13 protein-coding genes are annotated in these 17,119 nt (G+C 72.4%); 4 read left to right on the top strand and 9 right to left on the bottom strand.

The window, feature by feature from the left end; all coding sequences use genetic code 11:
* Positions 1 to 57 precede the first annotated feature (57 nt).
* Positions 58 to 1,224: a citrate synthase/methylcitrate synthase gene (locus ACFYXK_RS09045; protein ID WP_389410483.1), complete on the bottom strand. Its 1,167-nt coding sequence runs from the start codon at positions 1,222 to 1,224 to the stop codon at positions 58 to 60.
* 55 nt (positions 1,225 to 1,279) lie between these two features.
* Here ACFYXK_RS09045 and ACFYXK_RS09050 point away from each other — a divergent pair, with 55 nt between their 5' ends.
* The 3 genes from ACFYXK_RS09050 (at position 1,280) to ACFYXK_RS09060 (ending at position 4,936) form a co-directional block, all read left to right on the top strand.
* A complete protein-coding gene (locus ACFYXK_RS09050; protein ID WP_389410484.1) occupies positions 1,280 to 2,521 on the top strand; it encodes a citrate/2-methylcitrate synthase in 1,242 nt (413 codons plus the stop codon).
* A 109-nt stretch (positions 2,522 to 2,630) separates the two neighbouring features.
* The gene (locus ACFYXK_RS09055; RefSeq protein WP_389410485.1) at positions 2,631 to 4,232 is read left to right on the top strand and encodes an ATP-binding protein; all 1,602 of its coding nucleotides are present in this window, start codon (positions 2,631 to 2,633) and stop codon (positions 4,230 to 4,232) included.
* Positions 4,229 to 4,936, top strand: coding sequence for a response regulator (locus ACFYXK_RS09060; RefSeq protein WP_389410486.1), 708 nt, complete (start codon positions 4,229 to 4,231; stop codon positions 4,934 to 4,936). The genes ACFYXK_RS09055 and ACFYXK_RS09060 overlap by 4 nt, the downstream gene beginning before the upstream one ends.
* 19 nt (positions 4,937 to 4,955) lie before the next feature.
* Here ACFYXK_RS09060 and ACFYXK_RS09065 read toward each other — a convergent pair whose 3' ends face one another.
* From ACFYXK_RS09065 to ACFYXK_RS09075, 3 genes are all read right to left on the bottom strand, one after another.
* Positions 4,956 to 6,548, bottom strand: a complete 1,593-nt coding sequence (locus ACFYXK_RS09065; RefSeq protein WP_389410487.1) for a cation acetate symporter — start codon at positions 6,546 to 6,548, stop codon at positions 4,956 to 4,958.
* The gene (locus tag ACFYXK_RS09070; protein WP_389410488.1) at positions 6,545 to 7,033 is read right to left on the bottom strand and encodes a DUF485 domain-containing protein; all 489 of its coding nucleotides are present in this window, start codon (positions 7,031 to 7,033) and stop codon (positions 6,545 to 6,547) included. Before ACFYXK_RS09070 ends, ACFYXK_RS09065 begins: the two co-directional genes overlap by 4 nt.
* Positions 7,034 to 7,171: 138 nt before the next feature.
* Positions 7,172 to 9,292: a type IIA DNA topoisomerase subunit B gene (locus ACFYXK_RS09075; RefSeq protein WP_389410489.1), complete on the bottom strand. Its 2,121-nt coding sequence runs from the start codon at positions 9,290 to 9,292 to the stop codon at positions 7,172 to 7,174.
* A gap of 444 nt (positions 9,293 to 9,736) precedes the next feature.
* On the opposite strand from ACFYXK_RS09075, the gene ACFYXK_RS09080 reads away from it, so the two are divergent.
* Positions 9,737 to 9,970, top strand: a complete 234-nt coding sequence (locus tag ACFYXK_RS09080) for a hypothetical protein (RefSeq protein WP_030154305.1) — start codon at positions 9,737 to 9,739, stop codon at positions 9,968 to 9,970.
* A gap of 133 nt (positions 9,971 to 10,103) precedes the next feature.
* On the opposite strand, the gene ACFYXK_RS09085 is transcribed toward ACFYXK_RS09080, so the two are convergent.
* From ACFYXK_RS09085 to ACFYXK_RS09105, 5 genes are all read right to left on the bottom strand, one after another.
* The gene (locus tag ACFYXK_RS09085; protein WP_389410490.1) at positions 10,104 to 11,084 is read right to left on the bottom strand and encodes a serine protease; all 981 of its coding nucleotides are present in this window, start codon (positions 11,082 to 11,084) and stop codon (positions 10,104 to 10,106) included.
* 100 nt (positions 11,085 to 11,184) lie between these two features.
* Positions 11,185 to 12,759, bottom strand: coding sequence for an RNA polymerase sigma factor (locus ACFYXK_RS09090; RefSeq protein WP_389410491.1), 1,575 nt, complete (start codon positions 12,757 to 12,759; stop codon positions 11,185 to 11,187).
* A gap of 517 nt (positions 12,760 to 13,276) precedes the next feature.
* A complete protein-coding gene (locus tag ACFYXK_RS09095; protein ID WP_383509497.1) occupies positions 13,277 to 14,218 on the bottom strand; it encodes a FadR/GntR family transcriptional regulator in 942 nt (313 codons plus the stop codon).
* A 151-nt stretch (positions 14,219 to 14,369) separates the two neighbouring features.
* Entirely contained in the window at positions 14,370 to 16,166 is a 1,797-nt protein-coding gene (locus tag ACFYXK_RS09100) for an ATP-binding cassette domain-containing protein (protein WP_389410492.1), read from the bottom strand.
* Between the two features lie 143 nt (positions 16,167 to 16,309).
* Positions 16,310 to 17,056: an NUDIX domain-containing protein gene (locus ACFYXK_RS09105; RefSeq protein WP_266663008.1), complete on the bottom strand. Its 747-nt coding sequence runs from the start codon at positions 17,054 to 17,056 to the stop codon at positions 16,310 to 16,312.
* Positions 17,057 to 17,119: the final 63 nt, after the last annotated feature.

Raw genomic sequence — 17,119 nt, forward strand, 5'->3', positions numbered from 1 at the left:
CAGGCGGCTGAGCGGGCTGCTGGGCGGGCTGGCTGCTGTTCACCCGGACGATCGTAGTCAGCCGAGCACCGGAACCGGCTCCGGCGGGGTCGGGCCGACGTACCGGGCCGCCGGGCGGATGATCTTGGAATCGGCGGCCTGCTCCAGGACGTTCGCGCTCCAGCCGACCACACGGGCCGCGCAGAACGTCGGAGTGAACATCTCGCGCGGCAGCCCGCAGAGCTCCATGACCACACCCGCGTAGAACTCCACGTTGGTGTGCAGCTCCCGCCCCGGCTTGAGCTCGGCGAGGATCTCCTCGACGTGCCGCTCGACCTCGACGGCGAAGTCCACGAGCGAGCCGCCGAACTGCAGCGCGATGTCCCGCAGCATCCGCGAGCGCGGGTCCTCGGTGCGGTACACCGGGTGCCCGAAGCCCATGATCCGGTCCCCGGCGAGCACCCGCCCGCGGATCCACGGGTCGATGCGGTCCGCCGTGCCGATGGCGTCGAGGGTGTCCAGCGCCCGGCTGGGCGCACCCCCGTGCAGCGGCCCGGAGAGCGCGCCGATCGCCCCGGTGAGGCAGGCCGCCACGTCCGCTCCGGTGGAGGCGATCACGCGGGCGGTGAAGGTGGAGGCGTTGAAGCCGTGGTCGACGGTGGAGATCAGGTACTGCTCGACCGCCCGCGCCTTGACCGGGTCGGGCTCCTGCCCGGTGAGCATGTACAGGTAGTTGGCGGCGTACGGGAGGTCCGCGCGCGGCTCGACCGGTTCCAGGCCCTGCCCCAGCCGGTGCAGGGCGGTGAGCAGGGTCGGCACGGCGGCGCAGGCGGCCAGCGCGTCGGCGGCCCGCCGGCCGGGGTCGAGGTCGTACACCGGGCGGAACCCGGCGGAGGCGCCGAGCAGCGAGAGGGCGGTCCGCAGTCCGGCGAGCGGGCCGGAGAGGGCGGTGGCCCGGGCGAGGGCGGGCAGCGCGTCGCGCACCGCGTCGGGCAGCCGGCGCAGCGGGGCGATCTCGGCGGCGAACGCGGCCCGCTCGGTTGCGTCGGCGGGCAGGGCGCCGCGGAACATCAGGTGCCACACGTCCTCGAAGGTCCGGCTCGCTGCGAGCTCGACGGCCGAGTACTGGCGGTAGTGGTAGAAGCCTTCACGGCCTCGGACGTCACCGAGTTCGGTCTCGGTGACCACGACTCCCGCGAGACCGCGGGGCACATCGACGGTGGTGTTCATGCATCGACCATCCATGATGGATTGAATCCTTGTCAATGTTGATCGAATCAATATATGTAGGGTGGTCGTCATGAACGACCAGGCGGAGGGCGAGCGCCGGATCAGCACCCGGCAGGCGGCGGAACTTCTGGGGGTGAAGCCCGCGACCGTGTACGCGTACGTCAGCCGCGGCCAGCTCACCAGCCGCCGCGACCCGGTCGGCCGCGGCAGCAGCTTCGACGCGCGCGAGGTGGAGGACCTGGCCCGGCGCAGCCGGCGGGAGGCCGCGGCACCCCCCGGCGCGGAGCTCTCCGTACGCACCTCGCTCACGCTGATCGAGCCCGACCGGTACTACTTCCGGGGAGTGGACGCCGTCGAGCTGGCCTCGCGGTACCGCTACGAGGAGGTCGCCGAGTGGCTCTGGACCGGGACGCTGCCGAGCGGCGCGCGGTTCACCGCTCCCCCGCAGGCGCTGGCCGCCGCCCGGCGCGCGGTGGCCGCACTGCCCGAGCACAGCGGCCCGCTCGACCGGCTGCGGGTGGCCACCGCGGCCGCCGCGGTGGCGGATCCGCTGCGCTTCGACCTGTCCGCGGAGGCCGTACTGGGCTCCGCGCGCTGCCTGATCCCGACGCTGGTCGGCGCACTGCCCGAGGTGGGCCCGCCCGGCTGGCGCGGGGACGGCCGGCTGGCCCGGCAGCTGTGGACCCGGCTGACGGCGCACGAGCCGGACCCGGACGCGCTGGCCACGCTGGACCTGGCCCTCGCACTGCTCATCGACCACGATCTGGCCGCCTCGACCCTGGCCGTACGGGTGGCCGCCTCGGCGCGGGCCCACCCGTACGCGGCGGTGTCGGCCGGCCTCGGCGCGCTCGAGGGCCCGCTGCACGGCGCGGCCGGACGGCTCGCGCACCGGATGCTGGTGGAGACCCTGGAGCGGGGCGGGGCCGCGCCGGTGGTCGCGGACCATCTGCGGGCGGGGCGGCGGGTTCCCGGACTCGGGCACCGGCTGTACGAGGGCGAGGACCCGCGGGCGACGGCGCTGTTCGCACGGCTGGAGAACGTTCCGCAGGCCGGTCCCGCACTGGCGGCCGCCCGGGAGGTCGTTGCCACGACGGCGGCCCGGCGGGGCGGCCTGCACGCCAATGTCGACCTGGCGCTGGCGGTGCTGACGGTGTCCTGCGGGATGCCCGCGGAAGCCGGGGAGACCGTGTTCGCGGTGTCCCGGACGGCGGGCTGGATCGCGCACGCTCTGGAGGAGTACCAGGAACAGCCGCTCCGGATGCGCCCGAGCGGGCAGTACCAGGGGCCGCGCCCGCCGCAGCCGATGCCGTGACGGGCCCACGGGCAGCAGGCAGCGGGAGATCAGCCGCAGGTCGGTACACATGGGATGTTCCGCTCAGGACGAAGGCGACCTACGGTTGCTGGTCATGCGGTTCCTCCACATGAGCGCTCGGCGCCTCGGGCTGCCCAGACGGGCCGTCTCGCAGATCCTGCTGACCCAGCTGGCCATCGCCGCCGGGGTCGCCCTGCTTGCCACCGGGCTCTTCCTGGCCCCGCTCGGCGCGCAGCTCGACGACCAGGCCATGCGGCGCGCCCTGGCCATCGCCCAGAGCGCGGCGGCCGACCCCTCGCTCGCCGCCGACCTCCTCGACTCCGGGCCGACGGCCGACAGCCCCGTGCAGGCCTCGGCCGAGCGGATCCGCCGCGCCACGGGTGCCGAGTACGTCGTCGTCATGGACCTGGACGGGATCCGCCGCTCGCACCCCGGCACCGACCGGATCGGCCTGCCCGTCTCCACCGACCCGAGCGACGCCCTCGCGGGCCGCGAGGTCATGGAGATCGACGAGGGCACCCTCGGCCGCTCCGCCCGCGGCAAGGTCCCGCTCCTCGCGGCCGACGGGGAGATCGTCGGCGCCGTCTCCGTCGGCATCGCCTACGACAGCGTGCACGACCGGCTGCTCGGCGCCATCCCGGGCCTGCTCGCCTACGCGGGCGGCGCCCTCGCGGCAGGCGCCCTCGCCGCCTACCTGCTGTCCCGCCGGATCCAGCGACAGACCCGTGACCTGGCCTTCTCCGATATCGCCGGACTGCTCGCCGAGCGCGAGGCGATGCTCCACTCCATCCGCGAGGGAGTGATCGCCCTCGACCGCGACGGCCGGGTCCGGCTCGTCAACGACGAGGCGGCCCGGCTGCTGGGCCTCGCGCCGGATACGGCCGCCACGCTCGCCGGGCGTCCGCTGGACGACGTCCTGGGCACGGGCCGCACCACCGACGTCCTCGCCGGCCGCGTCACCGGCCGCGACCTCCTCACCGTCCAGGGGCCCCGGGTACTGGTCGCCAACCGGATGCCCACCGAGGACGGCGGCGCCGTCGCCACCCTGCGCGACCGCACCGAGCTGGAACACCTCGGCCGCGAGCTCGACTCCACCAAGGGGCTGATCGACGCCCTGCGCGCGCAGGACCACGAGCACGCCAACCGCCTCCACACCCTCCTCGGCCTGCTGGAGCTGGGCCTGCACGAGGAGGCGGTGGAGTTCGTCACCGAGGTCGTCGGAGTGCACCGCAGCACCGCCGAACAGGTCACCGAGAAGGTCCACGACCCCCTGCTGGCCGCCCTTCTGGTGGGCAAGGCGACCGTCGCCGCCGAGCGCGGCGTCCCGCTGCGCCTCGCCGACACCACCTTCCTGCCCGACTGCCTCATCGACCCCCGCGGCCTCGTCACCATCACGGGCAACCTGGTGGACAACGCCCTGGACGCGGCGGCGGGCTCCGCGGCACCCCTGGTCGAGGTCGAGCTGCGCGCCGAGGGCCGTACGGCGATCCTCCGGGTGCGGGACAGCGGGCCCGGCGTCCCGGCGGCCCGCCGCGAGGAGATCTTCACCGAGGGCTGGTCGACCAAGCAGCCCAAGGCACACCGCGAGCGCGGGCTCGGTCTCGCGCTCGTACGCCGCCTCGCGGAGCGGCAGGGCGGCACGGCCCGGGCCGACGAGGCAGCGGACGGAGGGGCGGAGTTCTCCGTCGTACTCCCGGAGGCCCTGCGATGAACGAGACCCCGATCCACGACATCCACGTATTGGTCGTCGACGACGACGTGCGTGTTGCCCGGATCAACGCGGCGTACGTGGCGAAGGTTCCCGGCTTCCGCGTCTGTGCCCAGGCCCATTCGGCGGCCGAGGCCCTCGCGTACCTCGACGCCCACCCCGTCGACCTGATCCTCCTCGACCACTACCTCCCGGACGAGAACGGCCTGGACCTGGTCCGCCGGCTGCGCCAGCTCGGCCACCGCACCGACGTGATCATGGTCACGGCCGCCCGCGACCTGGCCACCGTCCAGTCCGCCATGCGCCTCGGCGCCCTCCAGTACCTGGTCAAGCCCTTCACGTTCACCGGCCTGCGCAGCCGGCTGGAGGCGTACGGCTCCCTGCGCCGCACTCTGGAGACCGGCGGCGAGGCCGAACAGGCCGAGGTGGACCGGATCTTCGGCGCCCTCGCCGCGGCCGGCTCCCCGAACGAACTGCCCAAGGGCCATTCCGCCACCACCGCCGAACTGGTCCGCCAGGTCCTCCGCTCCGCCGAGGGCCCGCTCTCCACCCAGCAGATCGCCGACCGCGCCGGCATCAGCCGCCAGACCGCCCAGCGCTACCTCAAGCTCCTGGAGCGCACCGCCCGGGTCACCCTGGCCCTGCGCTACGGCGAGACGGGCCGCCCCGAACACCGCTACTCCTGGCTCCCGTCCGAGGGCCCCTGACCGCCGGACGGGAACCCGCTCAGACGGCCCCGGCGCCGGTCAGGGAGCGGACCTCCGTCTCCGCGTGCTTCGCCTCGTCCGGCTCCTCCGCCGAGGTGACCGTGCCCAGCCAGCCCGCCAGGAAGCCCAGCGGGATCGAGACCAGGCCCGGGTTCTGGAGCGGGAAGAACTGGAAGCTCACCCCCGGGAAGAGGGACTCCGGGCTGCCGGAGACCACCGGCGACAGGACGACCAGCACCACCGCCGGAATCAGGCCCCCGTACACCGACCAGACGGCGCCCCGCGTGGTGAAGGAGCGCCAGAACAGCGAGTACAGCAGCACCGGCAGATTGGCCGAAGCGGACACCGCGAAGGCCAGCCCCACCAGGAACGCCACGTTCAGGTCCTGGGCGAGCAGCCCCAGGGCGATCGCCACCGCCCCGATCCCGACGGCCGCGGTCCTGGCCACCGCGACCTCGCTGCGCTGGCGCGCATGGCGTCGCTTGAGCGAGGCGTACAGGTCGTGCGCCACCGAGGCCGAGGACGCCAGCGTGATCCCCGCGACCACGGCCAGGATCGTGGCGAAGGCGATCGCCGCCACGAAGGCGAACAGCACCGCGCCCCCGGTCGAGTCCGCCCCGCCGCCCAGGAAGGCCGCGAGCAGCGGAACCGCCGTGTTCCCCGAGGCGTTGGAGGCGCGCACCGCGTCCGGACCCACCAGCGCGGCCGCCCCGAACCCGAGCACGATGGTCATCAGGTAGAACCCGCCGATCAGCGCGATCGCCCACACCACCGATCGGCGGGCCGCGCGCGCGGTCGGCACCGTGTAGAAGCGCGACAGGATGTGCGGCAGCCCGGCCGTCCCGAGGACCAGCGCGAGGCCGAGGCTCATGAAGTCGAAGCGGGCGGTCCAGTCGCCGCCGTACTTGAGCCCCGGGCTCAGGAACCGCAGCCCGTGCCCGCTGCGCTCGGCCGCGCCGGTGAGCAGCTGGTCGAAGTTCCCGTGGAAGCGCAGGAGTACGAGCACGGTGAGGGTGACGGCCCCGCCCATGAGCAGCACGGCCTTCACGATCTGGATCCAGGTGGTGGCCCGCATGCCGCCGAAGGACACGTAGACCACCATCAGCGCCCCGACCCCGATCACGGTCAGCGTCCGGGCCGCGGTGCCCGAATCACCGAGCAGCAGGCCCACCAGGCTGCCCGCGCCGACCATCTGTGCGACCAGGTACAGCACCGAGACGGTGACGGAGGAGGTGCCGGCGGCGATCCGGACGGGCCGCTCGCTCATCCGGGCCGCGACCACGTCCGCGAGGGTGAAGCGCCCGCAGTTGCGGACGAGTTCGGCGACGAGGAACAGCACGACGAGCCAGGCGACGAGGAAGCCCACCGAGTACAGCAGGCCGTCGTAGCCGAAGAGGGCGATCAGGCCGGAGATGCCGAGGAAGGACGCGGCGGACATGTAGTCGCCGGCGATGGCGAAACCGTTCTCCAGGGGGGAGAACAGCCTCCCGCCGGCGTAGAACTCCTCGGCCGAGCCGTGCCGGTTGCGGCTGACCCAGGTGGTGATGCCCAGGGTGACCGCGATGAAGAGGCTGAACAGGATCAGCGCGAGGGTCTGGTGTTCGGTGGTCACCGGCCGGCCTCCCGGGCGCGGATCCGCTCCTGGCCGCGCTCCTGCTCGAAGACCGTCCAGCGCAGGTCCAGCGCGGCCCGGTCGCGGCGCAGCCGCGCGTGCCGGGCGTACGCCCAGGTCAGCAGGAAGGTGCTGAGGAACTGGCCGAGCCCCGCCAGCAGGGCGACGTTGACCGCCCCGAAGACGGGCCGGGCCATGATCCCCGGTGCCATGGTGGCCGCGACCACGTAGGCGACGTACCAGAGGAAGAATCCGGCGGTCGCGGGGACGATGAAGCCGCGGTAGCGGCTGCGGACCTCCTGGAAGGCGGCACTGCGCTGCACTTCGAGGTAGATGTCGGACGCTCCGGGCGCGGCCCGGCCGCCGGCGGGACGCGGGGGCGCCGGGTCCTCGCCCTCGCCCTCCCCCCAGCCGACGGCGAGCGCGTCGTACCAGGGGTCGTCGAGCCGGATCGTTCCGGCATCGGGACCTTCGTGCTTGTCCACCGAACTCTCCTTGTCCGCTGCCGCATTGGCCGCGTGCCCACAAGGATGTGCGGTATGGACGTTTTCCGGACTGGTGTCCCGGTGCTCTTCACTCCAACAGGTGATGGAGCGAAGAGCACCGGTGTGCCGGTGTGCCCGTCAGGCGTCGATGCGCGAGCGGTCCAGGGTGGCCGCGGAGCTCGTGATGAACTCCTTGCGCGGCGCGACCTCGTTGCCCATCAGCAGGTCGAAGACCTGCTCGGCCGAGTCCAGGTCGCCGATGTTGATCCGGCGCAGCGTACGGAAGCGGGGGTCCATGGTGGTCTCCGCCAGCTGGTCCGCGTCCATCTCGCCGAGACCCTTGTAGCGCTGGATCGAATCCTTGTACCGGACGTTCTTGCGCTGGAATTCGAGCAGCGTCTGGCGCAGCTCGTTGTCCGAATACGTGTAGACGTATTTGTCCTGGCCCTTCTTGGGCTGGACGAGTTCGATCCGGTGCAGCGGCGGCACCGCGGCGAACACCCGGCCCGCCTCGACCATCGGCCGCATGTACCGCTGGAAGAGCGTGAGCAGCAGGCAGCGGATGTGCGCGCCGTCCACGTCGGCGTCGACGAGCAGGACGATCTTCCCGTAGCGCGCGGCGTCGATGTCGAAGGTACGGCCCGAGCCGGCCCCTATGACCTGGATGATCGCTCCGCACTCGGCGTTCTTGAGCATGTCCGAGACCGACGACTTCTGGACGTTGAGGATCTTGCCGCGGATCGGCAGCAGGGCCTGGAACTCCGAGTTCCGCGCGAGCTTGGCGGTACCGAGGGCGGAGTCGCCCTCGACGATGAAGAGCTCGCTGCGCTCCACGTCGTCACTGCGGCAGTCGGCCAGCTTCGCGGGCAGCGAGGAGGTCTCCAGCGCGGTCTTGCGGCGCTGCGCCTCCTTGTGCTGGCGGGCGGCGATCCGGGTCCGGGCGGCCGCGACGATCTTCTCCATCACGGCGCGGGCCTGCTGCTTGTCGTCGCGCTTCGTGCTGGTCAGGAAGGCCTTGAGCTCCTTGGCCACCACGGCCGCGACGATCCGGGCGGCCGCCGAGGTGCCGAGCACCTCCTTGGTCTGGCCCTCGAACTGCGGCTCGGCCAGCCGGACGGTGACGACCGCCGTCAGTCCCTCCATCGCGTCGTCCTTGACCACGTCGTCCTCGGCGACGCGCAGCAGCTTCGCCGAGCGCAGCACCTCGTTGACGGTCTTGGCGACCGAGCGCTCGAAGCCGGTGATGTGGGTGCCGCCCTTGGGCGTGGCGATGATGTTGACGAAGGACTTGACCTGCGTCTCGTACCCGGTGCCCCAGCGCAGGGCGATGTCCACGCCGAGCTCGCGGGTGACCTCGGTGGGTGTCATGTGGCCGCGCTCGTCGAGGACGGGGACGGTCTCCTTGAAGGTTCCCTGGCCGGTCAGGCGCAGCACGTCGCAGACGGCCTTGTCCTGCGCGAGGTACTCGCAGAACTCGCTGATGCCCCCGTCGAAGCGGAAGGTCTCCTCGGTCTTGCCGGCCCCGTCGATGGCGCGCTCGTCGCGGACGACGATGGTCAGGCCGGGGACGAGGAAGGCGGTCTGGCGGGCGCGCTGGTAGAGCGTCTCCAGCGAGAGCCGGGCGTCCTTGAGGAAGATCTGCCGGTCGGCCCAGTAGCGGACCCGGGTGCCGGTCTTGCCCTTGGCGACCCGCTTGGTCTTGCGCAGGCCGTTGGCGGGGTCGAACGGGCTGTCGGGGCCCTGCTCGGTGAACATGCCCGGGACGCCGCGGCGGAAGCTGATCGCGTGGGTGGAGCTGTTGCGGTCCACCTCGACGTCCAGCCGGGCGGAGAGGGCGTTGACCACGGAGGCGCCCACGCCGTGCAGGCCGCCGGAGGCCGCGTACGAGCCGCCGCCGAACTTGCCGCCGGCGTGCAGCTTGGTCATGACGACCTCGACGCCGGACAGCCCGGTCTTGGGCTCGACGTCGACGGGGATGCCGCGGCCGTTGTCGCGGACCTCGACCGAGGCGTCCTCGTGGAGGATCACCTCGATGTGGTCGCAGTAGCCGCCGAGGGCCTCGTCCACGGCGTTGTCGATGATCTCCCAGAGGCAGTGCATGAGGCCTCGGGAGTCGGTGGACCCGATATACATGCCGGGGCGCTTGCGGACGGCCTCAAGACCTTCGAGGACGAGCAGGTGCCGCGCGGTGTAGTTGGAGCCGTCCCGGTCTGCTCCGGACAGCAGCGCGCTGGAAGGCACGGACGTGTCGGCGGTCACGCAGTTCGCTCCTCGCTGAATTTCTTTTTCTGGCCCGTCGGGCGCAGGGTGGCTCGGTTGCCCGTCGAAGGGTACCGAGGCCTGGTAGAGCCGATGCAACGCCACCCTCGCGCTTCATCAGCGTAGTGCAGTACCGCACGTGCGTTCGATCCCCCGGGGGAGTGAAGCAAACATCACGTTCCCTTCCAGGCATGAACCATTTAGGGTTCGGGCACGTCCTCATGAACAACCGGCACTCACGCCGGGGAGGACGGAACTGCTACAAGCGAACGACTGACAACGCGAAACCGTAAAGCAACGCAATACGGCTCCTTCGCCGCCAACCGGCAGCAGCCGGCCAGCTTCGGAAGGAAGTTTCGAGGAAAAGCCGCGAGCGGGAACGTTTTCGGCCTGGTTGGATGTTGACCCTGGTACGACAGCTCGTCGAGCTAGAGAAGAGGCGACGTGACTACTGTTCTGACACCCGCGACCCCGCTGACGGCCGCTGACCGATGCGACCGTTGCGGCGCCCAGGCATATCTGCGCGTCGTCCTGCTGAGCGGCGGTGAACTGCTGTTCTGCGCCCACCACGGGCGTAAGTTCGAGCCGGAACTCAAGAAGATCGCCGCGGATATACAGGATGAGACCGAGCGGCTCACGTCCGCTCCGACGGCCAATGCCGACACCGAGGACCGCTGACACAGGCCTATACCTCGCATCCGACGAGCCAGGACCGGCCAGGCCGGTCGACGGGCGGCACCTCTGAGACCCAGGGGTGCCGCCCGTCCTCACGTCCGGAGCCCTGCCGGGGCCCGGCGGTCTGCGGGATCGGCTAGCGGCTCCCGCGCCGGGGCCGTCCCCCGGGTGCTCCCGGGCCTGCCTGCGGCTCCCCTGCCCCATGCCCCCGTACGGGCCGTGCAGGCGGTCCGGAGCGCCCTCGGGCACCCCACGCGACGTCCTGGCCGACGCTTTGCCGCGCGGCCGTCTCAGGGGCCGTCACGAAGCCGGCGAGCGGTGCGATCTTCGTGTACACCCCCGGACTGTCAGGGCGCCCGCAGCCCCGCCCCCAGGACACCAGCCCGATGAGCCGGCCCTGGGCGACCAGCGGCCCGCCGCTGTCCCCCTGACAGGCGTCCCTCCCGCCGTCGCGGTGCCCCGCGCACACCATGGACTCCGGCCGGTACTGCCCGTCCGCGTCCCCCGGGTAGGCCCGCCGGCAGACCTCGTCCGCCAGGACCGTCACCCGCGCGGCACGCAGGGCATACGCGTAGTCACCGAATCCGCTCGTGTCGCCCCAGCCGTACACGGCCGCTTCGCCGCCCGCCGCGTAGCCGGGATGGCCGTCCTCGGCCAGGGGGAGCACGTAGTGCGCGGGCACGGCCTCGTCGAGCTCCAGCACGGCCAGGTCGCCGGCATTGCTCCGCGTGTCGTAGTCCGGGTTCACCCGGGCCGAGCGGACCGCGATCTCCCGGCCCTCGGCCGCCCGCAGCTCCGTGCGCCCGGTGATCACCCGGAAGTCGGGGACGGATTCGATCGGGCCGCCCAGCACCTGGCGGCCCAGGCAGTGGGCCGCGGTCAGCACCTTCGTCGGGCCCACGATGACGCCCCCGCAGAACTGGCCGCCGCGCGTACCCCCGAACCGGTCACGGCTGGCAAGGGCCACCACCCACGGGCTGTCGGCCGCCTTCACCGGCTTCCCGCCGATCACCACACTGTCCGCAGCCGCGTGCGGTGCCTGGGCCAGCGGCGCAGCGGCCGCTCCCGCCACCAGGGCCAGCGCGCCCGCCAGAGCACGGGAAAAGGGACGACGCATGAGGCCTCCTGACTCTGAGTGTGCATGACTCCACCCAGAGTGGGACGCCCGGTGGCCGGGCGCACCCGCGCACGGCCACCTCGTACGGCCCCCGGCCCGGTCAGTCCAGGTAGTCGCGCAGGACCTGGGAGCGGGACGGGTGGCGCAGCTTCGACATCGTCTTGGACTCGATCTGGCGGATGCGCTCGCGCGTGACGCCGTAGACCTTGCCGATCTCGTCGAGGGTCTTCGGCTGTCCGTCGGTGAGGCCGAAGCGCATCGAGACCACGCCGGCCTCGCGCTCGCTCAGCGTGTCGAGCACCGAGTGCAGCTGCTCCTGCAGGAGCGTGAAGCTCACGGCGTCCGCCGGGACGACCGCCTCGGAGTCCTCGATGAGGTCACCGAACTCGCTGTCGCCGTCCTCACCGAGCGGCGTGTGCAGGGAGATCGGCTCGCGGCCGTACTTCTGGACCTCGATGACCTTCTCGGGGGTCATGTCGAGTTCCTTGGCCAGCTCCTCCGGGGTGGGCTCGCGGCCCAGGTCCTGGAGCATCTGGCGCTGCACGCGGGCGAGCTTGTTGATGACCTCGACCATGTGCACCGGGATGCGGATGGTGCGGGCCTGGTCGGCCATGGCGCGCGTGATCGCCTGGCGGATCCACCAGGTCGCGTACGTGGAGAACTTGTAGCCCTTGGTGTAGTCGAACTTCTCGACCGCACGGATCAGACCCAGGTTGCCCTCCTGGATCAGGTCCAGGAAGAGCATGCCGCGGCCGGTGTAGCGCTTGGCCAGCGAGACCACGAGGCGGAGGTTGGCCTCCAGCAGGTGGTTCTTGGCGCGGCGGCCGTCCTCGGCGATGATCTCCAGCTCGCGCTTGAGCTTGGGCGCCAGCTTGTCGGAGTTGGCCAGCTTGTCCTCGGCGAACAGGCCCGCCTCGATCCGCTTGGCGAGCTCGACCTCCTGCTCCGCGTTGAGGAGGGGGACCTTGCCGATCTGCTTGAGGTAGTCCTTGACCGGGTCGGCGGTGGCGCCGGCCACGGCGACCTGCTGGGCCGGGGCGTCGTCCTCGTCGTCGGAGATGACGAAGCCCTTGCTCTCGCCGCCGTCCTCTTCCTCCTCGGCCTCCGCCTTGACCGCGCCGGGGCCCTCCTCGACGGGCTCCTCCTCGCCGGCCTCGTCGGCGTCCTTCTTGGAAGCGGTCTTCTTCGCCGCCGTCTTCTTGGCAGCGGTCTTCTTGGCGGGCGCGGCCTTCTTCGCCGCCGTCTTCTTCGCCGCGGTCTTCTTCGCGGCGGGCTCGGTTCCCGGCTCCTCCGCGAGAGCGTCCACGGGCTGCGGGTCCACCGTCTCGGCCGCCGGTGCCGCGGCGGCGACGGTCTGCGCAGCCGTCGTCTTCGCCGCGACGGTCTTGGTGGCCGTCCGCTTGGCCGGGGTCTTCGCTGCGACGCTCTTGCGGGTGGTGCGCTTGGGCGACTCCGCGGCACTGACCATCAGCGTCACACCCTCTTCCTCGAGGATCTGGTTGAGGCTGCGCAGAACATTCTTCCACTGGGTCGCAGGAATCTGGTCAGCCTCGAAGGCCCGACGCACGTCATCGCCGGCGATCTGCCCCTCGGCCTTGCCCCGCTCGATGAGCGCCATCACAGACTCGGAATCGGCGATCTCCGGCGGGAGCGTACGGGATGTGCTGGCCGACACGAACAACCTCTCGGGAACGATGGAAACGGCTTCCGACCCCGGCCGGGTGGTGCTGGACCGGAGCCGACGACCACCGACTGGGGATGGGCCGGGGGCGCGGGCAGGGGCCGGGGAGCTACACAGCACCCGCAAGGGCTGCTGTCTTCCCTCCGTCGGCCATCACCTCTCTAGGTCATCGTTTGACCTCGCGGAGTGTTACGCCCAATTCTTCGTGGCCCGAGTCACACCCCGATTGCCACGATGCCGGTCATACGGTCGTACACGCGCGCCGGACGCGGCCGGATGCCGTCGCACGAGGTCGCCGACGGTGGTTCGGGGTCGGCCCCGCCGGGGCCCGTGTCCGCCGACCCGCGGTCGAAGGCCTGCGCACGCCGGTGTCGCCGGGCCGTCTCCCCCGGTCTCCGCCAGGAGGTACCCCCACCGGACTGCGTCCCGGGTACCTCCAGGGCGTCGGCGCCACCGCCAACGCCCTCCGGCGGCACGTGCGAGTACTCCCGCGCCGCCGTTCGTAAGCCCGTCAGTGCTCGCGCGGGGCGGGGACCACGCGCTCGACCTCCGGATGCACCATCAGGAGCTGGCGCATGGCGTTCTCGGCACCCGTCGCGTCCCCGGCGGCGAGGGCCTCGACGATCCGCGCGTGGTGCGCGACGCACGCCTCGCTGGGGCGGTCGCAGGCGGTGACGGGGCTCCCCGAGACCTGGAGCGCGGAGGAGACGATGCCGGAGAGGTGCTCCAGCATGCGGTTGCCCGCGACCTGGATGAGGAGCGCGTGGAACTCGTTGTCGGCGCGCGCGAAGGTGATCGCGTCGCCCTGGCCGAGGGCGTGGCCCATGATCTCGACCATGTCGGCGAGGCGCTGCTGGATGTCCGGGCGGCCGTGGCCGGCGGCGAGGCGGGCGGCGAGCGGCTCGATGGTCCAGCGGAGCTCGTTGAGCTCGCGGCGCTGGTCGTCGCGCTGGGGGCCGAAGGCACGCCACTCGATGATGTCGGGGTCGAGCAGGTTCCAGTCGGCGACCGGCCGGACGCGGGTGCCGACGTTGGGGCGGGCGCTGACGAGGCCCTTGGCCTCCAGCACGCGCAGCGATTCGCGGACCACCGTGCGGGAGACCTCGAAGCGCTGGCCGATCTCCTCGGGGACCAGCGGGCGGTCGGCACCCAGGTCGCCGGAGACGATCATCTGGCCGAGCTGCTGGACGAGTTGGCCGTGCAGTCCGCGGCCGCGGCTGCCCGCCGCGCGGCGGCCGACCCGGCTCAACTCGACGTCGGCGCCGTCCCAGTGGGGGGCTCCGACGCGGTCGGTCCCGGAGGCTTCCGCGTAGGGGTAGCGGTCGAGTTCGCCCGGGCCGGCGAGGCCGGAGTCGGCATGGCGGGCGGCGGTCATCATGGTGTGCGCAAGGGTACTCACGAATCCTTTGTCGGCCTTGCCTCGATGACCCTTGAGGTCTTTGGTGAAAAGCACACGAAAGGGTGATCGGTGCCACCTACGCAATTGACGACTTATCGTAAAGAACCGGGCCCTTTGGGGGGAGTTGTGGTCCGGTTCGCGTGATGTGGGCCGGATCGGTCCCGTCGAGACATTCTGCGGCAGCGGAACGATCACGAACGGTCCGTTACCAACGGACGCGGCTGCGCAGTCCTGTGAACCCATAGGCGCACAACAGGACCATCAGCGACAACACCAGCGCGGTGGCGACGGGTTGGGCCATCACCCGCAAGGCCCCCAGGACCAGGCGGTCCGCCTCCGGGGGCCACTGCGCCCAGGCCAGTCCGCGCAGCCGGGCCGCGAGTCCGCCCGCCGGGTACGCGGACGGACCGTCCAGCGCCTTGCGGACGAGCGGGACGACCATGACCGGGACGGCGAGCACGGCAGCCAGGCCGGCGGTGGCCGACCGGAAGACGCCGGAGGCCAGCACGCCCGCCCAGGCGCAGCCGATGAGCAGACCGGCCCAACTCGCGGCCGGGGAGACCCATTCCGCGGGGGTGCGCAGCGGGCCGCGGTCGAAGACGAGCTTCAGGGCGGCGGCGTCGGCGGTGACGGCGAGCGCACCGAACACCAGGGCGAGGCCCGCGCAGACGGCCAGTTTGGCGGCGAGCAGGCCCATCCGGCGCGGCACGGTGCCGCGGTCGGCGGCGAGCACGGGATAGCGGTACTCCTCACCGAAGGCCAGGGCGCCGAGCAGTCCCGCGCCGAGGGCGGCGGGGGGCAGGGGCAACAGCTCCGGCCAGGCGGCGAGCAGCCGGTTCTGCGGGGTGCCGCCGGCCCGGGCCAGCACCAGGGCGGTGACGGCGGAGACGGCGACGACGACGGCCGCGGTGAGGACGGGCACGGCGGTACCGAAGACCCGGCGCAGCTCGTAGCGCAGCGGCCGCAGCGGCCCTCCGACCCGGCGTAGCGCAGAGGAGGGGATCCCGCCGCCGGCAGCCGCCCGGCTGCCGCCCGGGGCGGGCAGGGGCCCGGCTTCGGCCGGGGCGGCAGTGCCCGCCGGATCCGTGCCCGGCTCGGTGCGCGCCTGCGGTACGGGCTGGCAGGGCGCGCCGGCGTCCCCGGTCTCGTCGGCGAGCTGGTGGACCAGCACACCGTGCCGGAACGCCGCTTCGCCGACCTCCGCGCAGCTGCTGCCGTACACCGACAGGCGGCTGCCGGACTCCTCGACGATCTCCACCGCGCGCTGGGCGTCCCGGGCCTCGCGGCCGAGTACGTCGGCCAGCCGGGCGGCGTGCGGGCTGCGCACGGCGACCCGCGGCCGGAGCCGGGTGCGGGCGAACTCGACCGCGTCCTGGTCGGCGACGAGCCGGCCCCCCTCGATGCTCACGACCCGGTCCGCGTGGCGGGCGGCCTCCTTCGCGTCGTCGGTGGTGAAGAGCACCGCGCCGCCGAGGGAGGCGTGCCCGCGCAGCAGCCCGTGCAGCCAGCCGCGTTCGCGGGGGGAGAGTCCGGCGGCGGGCTCGTCGAGGAGCAACGTGCACGGATCGGCGAGCAGCGCCGCGGCCAGCGCCAGCCGGCGGTCCATGCCGAGCGAGAGCGAGCCGAGGCGCTGGTCGCGCAGGCCCGCGATGCCGACGACCTCCAGCATGGTGTCGGCCCGGGAGGCCGGCACCCCGGCGGCGGCGCAGAGCATCCGCAGCTGGCCCCGGACGGTGCGCGCCGGGTTGCCGGGGACGTCGCCGAGCAGCACGCCGACCTCACGGGCGGGATGCGGGATCCGGTGCAGCGGGCGTCCGCGGAAGTAGGTGACGCCGCGGCCCGGTTCGAGTTCGAGCATGAGCCGCAGTGCGGTGGTCTTGCCCGATCCCGGTTCGCCGAGGAGGGCGGTCACGGTCCCCGGGCGGGCCTCGAAGGTGAGGTCGTCCACGAGGGGCGGGAGGTCTCGACGGGGTGTGCTGGTGAGTCCGATGGCCTGGAGCATCGCTTCTCTCGCGGGGGGTGAGACCGCTCTGCGGCAGCGTGAGTACCGCCAACAAGATAACGCGATATGTCCGATTTTCGGCGCAACCAGGGCTTGTTTGCGGCCGTGTCGACGACGGCCGTGATCGTGCGGGTGGCGGGGCCTCAGACTTCCGGACGCAGCATGGGCGGGTTGAGCAGGGTCGCCCCGCCGGCCCGGAACAGCTGGGCGGGCCGACCGCCCTGACGGGTCGTCGTCCCCCCGGCCGGCACCAGGAACCCGGGGGTCCCGGTGACCTTGCGGTGGAAGTTGCGGGGGTCGAGGGCCACGCCCCATACGGCCTCGTAGACCCGGCGCAGCTCGCCGACGGTGAAGGCGGGCGGGCAGAACGCAGTGGCCAGCGAGGAGTACTCGATCTTGGAGCGGGCCCGCTCCACGCCGTCGGCGAGGATCCGGGCGTGGTCGAAGGCCAGCCCCGAGGCCGCCTCGTCCTCGACGGCCAGCAGCTCGTCGACGGGAGCCCAGCGCGCGCTGTTGGCGTCTCCGCCCGCCCGGGGCGCGGGCAGGTCCGGAGCCAGGACCAGATGCGCCACGCTGACGACGCGCATGCGCGGATCCCGCTTCGGATCCCCGTACGTGGCCAGCTGTTCGAGGTGCGCCCCGTTGCCCGCGCCCGGCTCGGCCGGATCGTGGGCGCACAGGCCCGTTTCCTCGGAGAGCTCCCTGGCCGCTGCCGCGGCCAGGTCCTCGTCTCCGCGCACGAAGCCGCCGGGCAGCGCCCAGCGTCCCTGGAACGGCTGCTCACCCCGCCGGACGACCAGCGCACAGAGCGCGTGACGCCGCACGGTGAGCACGACCAGGTCGACGGTGACAGCGAAGGGCGGATAGGCCGACGGGTCGTAGGGCGACATGCCGCGATCATAGTCGTCTGCCTGACGATAAACAGAGCTTTCGTGATCCCGAAGGCGACGATC

Origin of the sequence: Streptomyces sp. NPDC002209 (assembly GCF_042890265.1) — a bacterium.
Lineage (GTDB): Bacteria > Actinomycetota > Actinomycetes > Streptomycetales > Streptomycetaceae > Streptomyces.

Excerpts from the sequence above, each read along its gene's own strand:
- ACFYXK_RS09085 (WP_389410490.1), bottom strand. The coding sequence starts at position 11,084 with ATGCGTCGTCCCTTTTCCCGTGCTCTGGCGGGCGCGCTGGCCCTGGTG.
- ACFYXK_RS09055 (WP_389410485.1), top strand. The coding sequence starts at position 2,631 with ATGAGCGCTCGGCGCCTCGGGCTGCCCAGACGGGCCGTCTCGCAGATC.
- ACFYXK_RS09105 (WP_266663008.1), bottom strand. The coding sequence starts at position 17,056 with ATGTCGCCCTACGACCCGTCGGCCTATCCGCCCTTCGCTGTCACCGTC.
- ACFYXK_RS09100 (WP_389410492.1), bottom strand. The coding sequence starts at position 16,166 with ATGCTCCAGGCCATCGGACTCACCAGCACACCCCGTCGAGACCTCCCG.
- ACFYXK_RS09050 (WP_389410484.1), top strand. The coding sequence starts at position 1,280 with ATGAACGACCAGGCGGAGGGCGAGCGCCGGATCAGCACCCGGCAGGCG.
- ACFYXK_RS09045 (WP_389410483.1), bottom strand. The coding sequence starts at position 1,224 with ATGGATGGTCGATGCATGAACACCACCGTCGATGTGCCCCGCGGTCTC.
- ACFYXK_RS09060 (WP_389410486.1), top strand. The coding sequence starts at position 4,229 with ATGAACGAGACCCCGATCCACGACATCCACGTATTGGTCGTCGACGAC.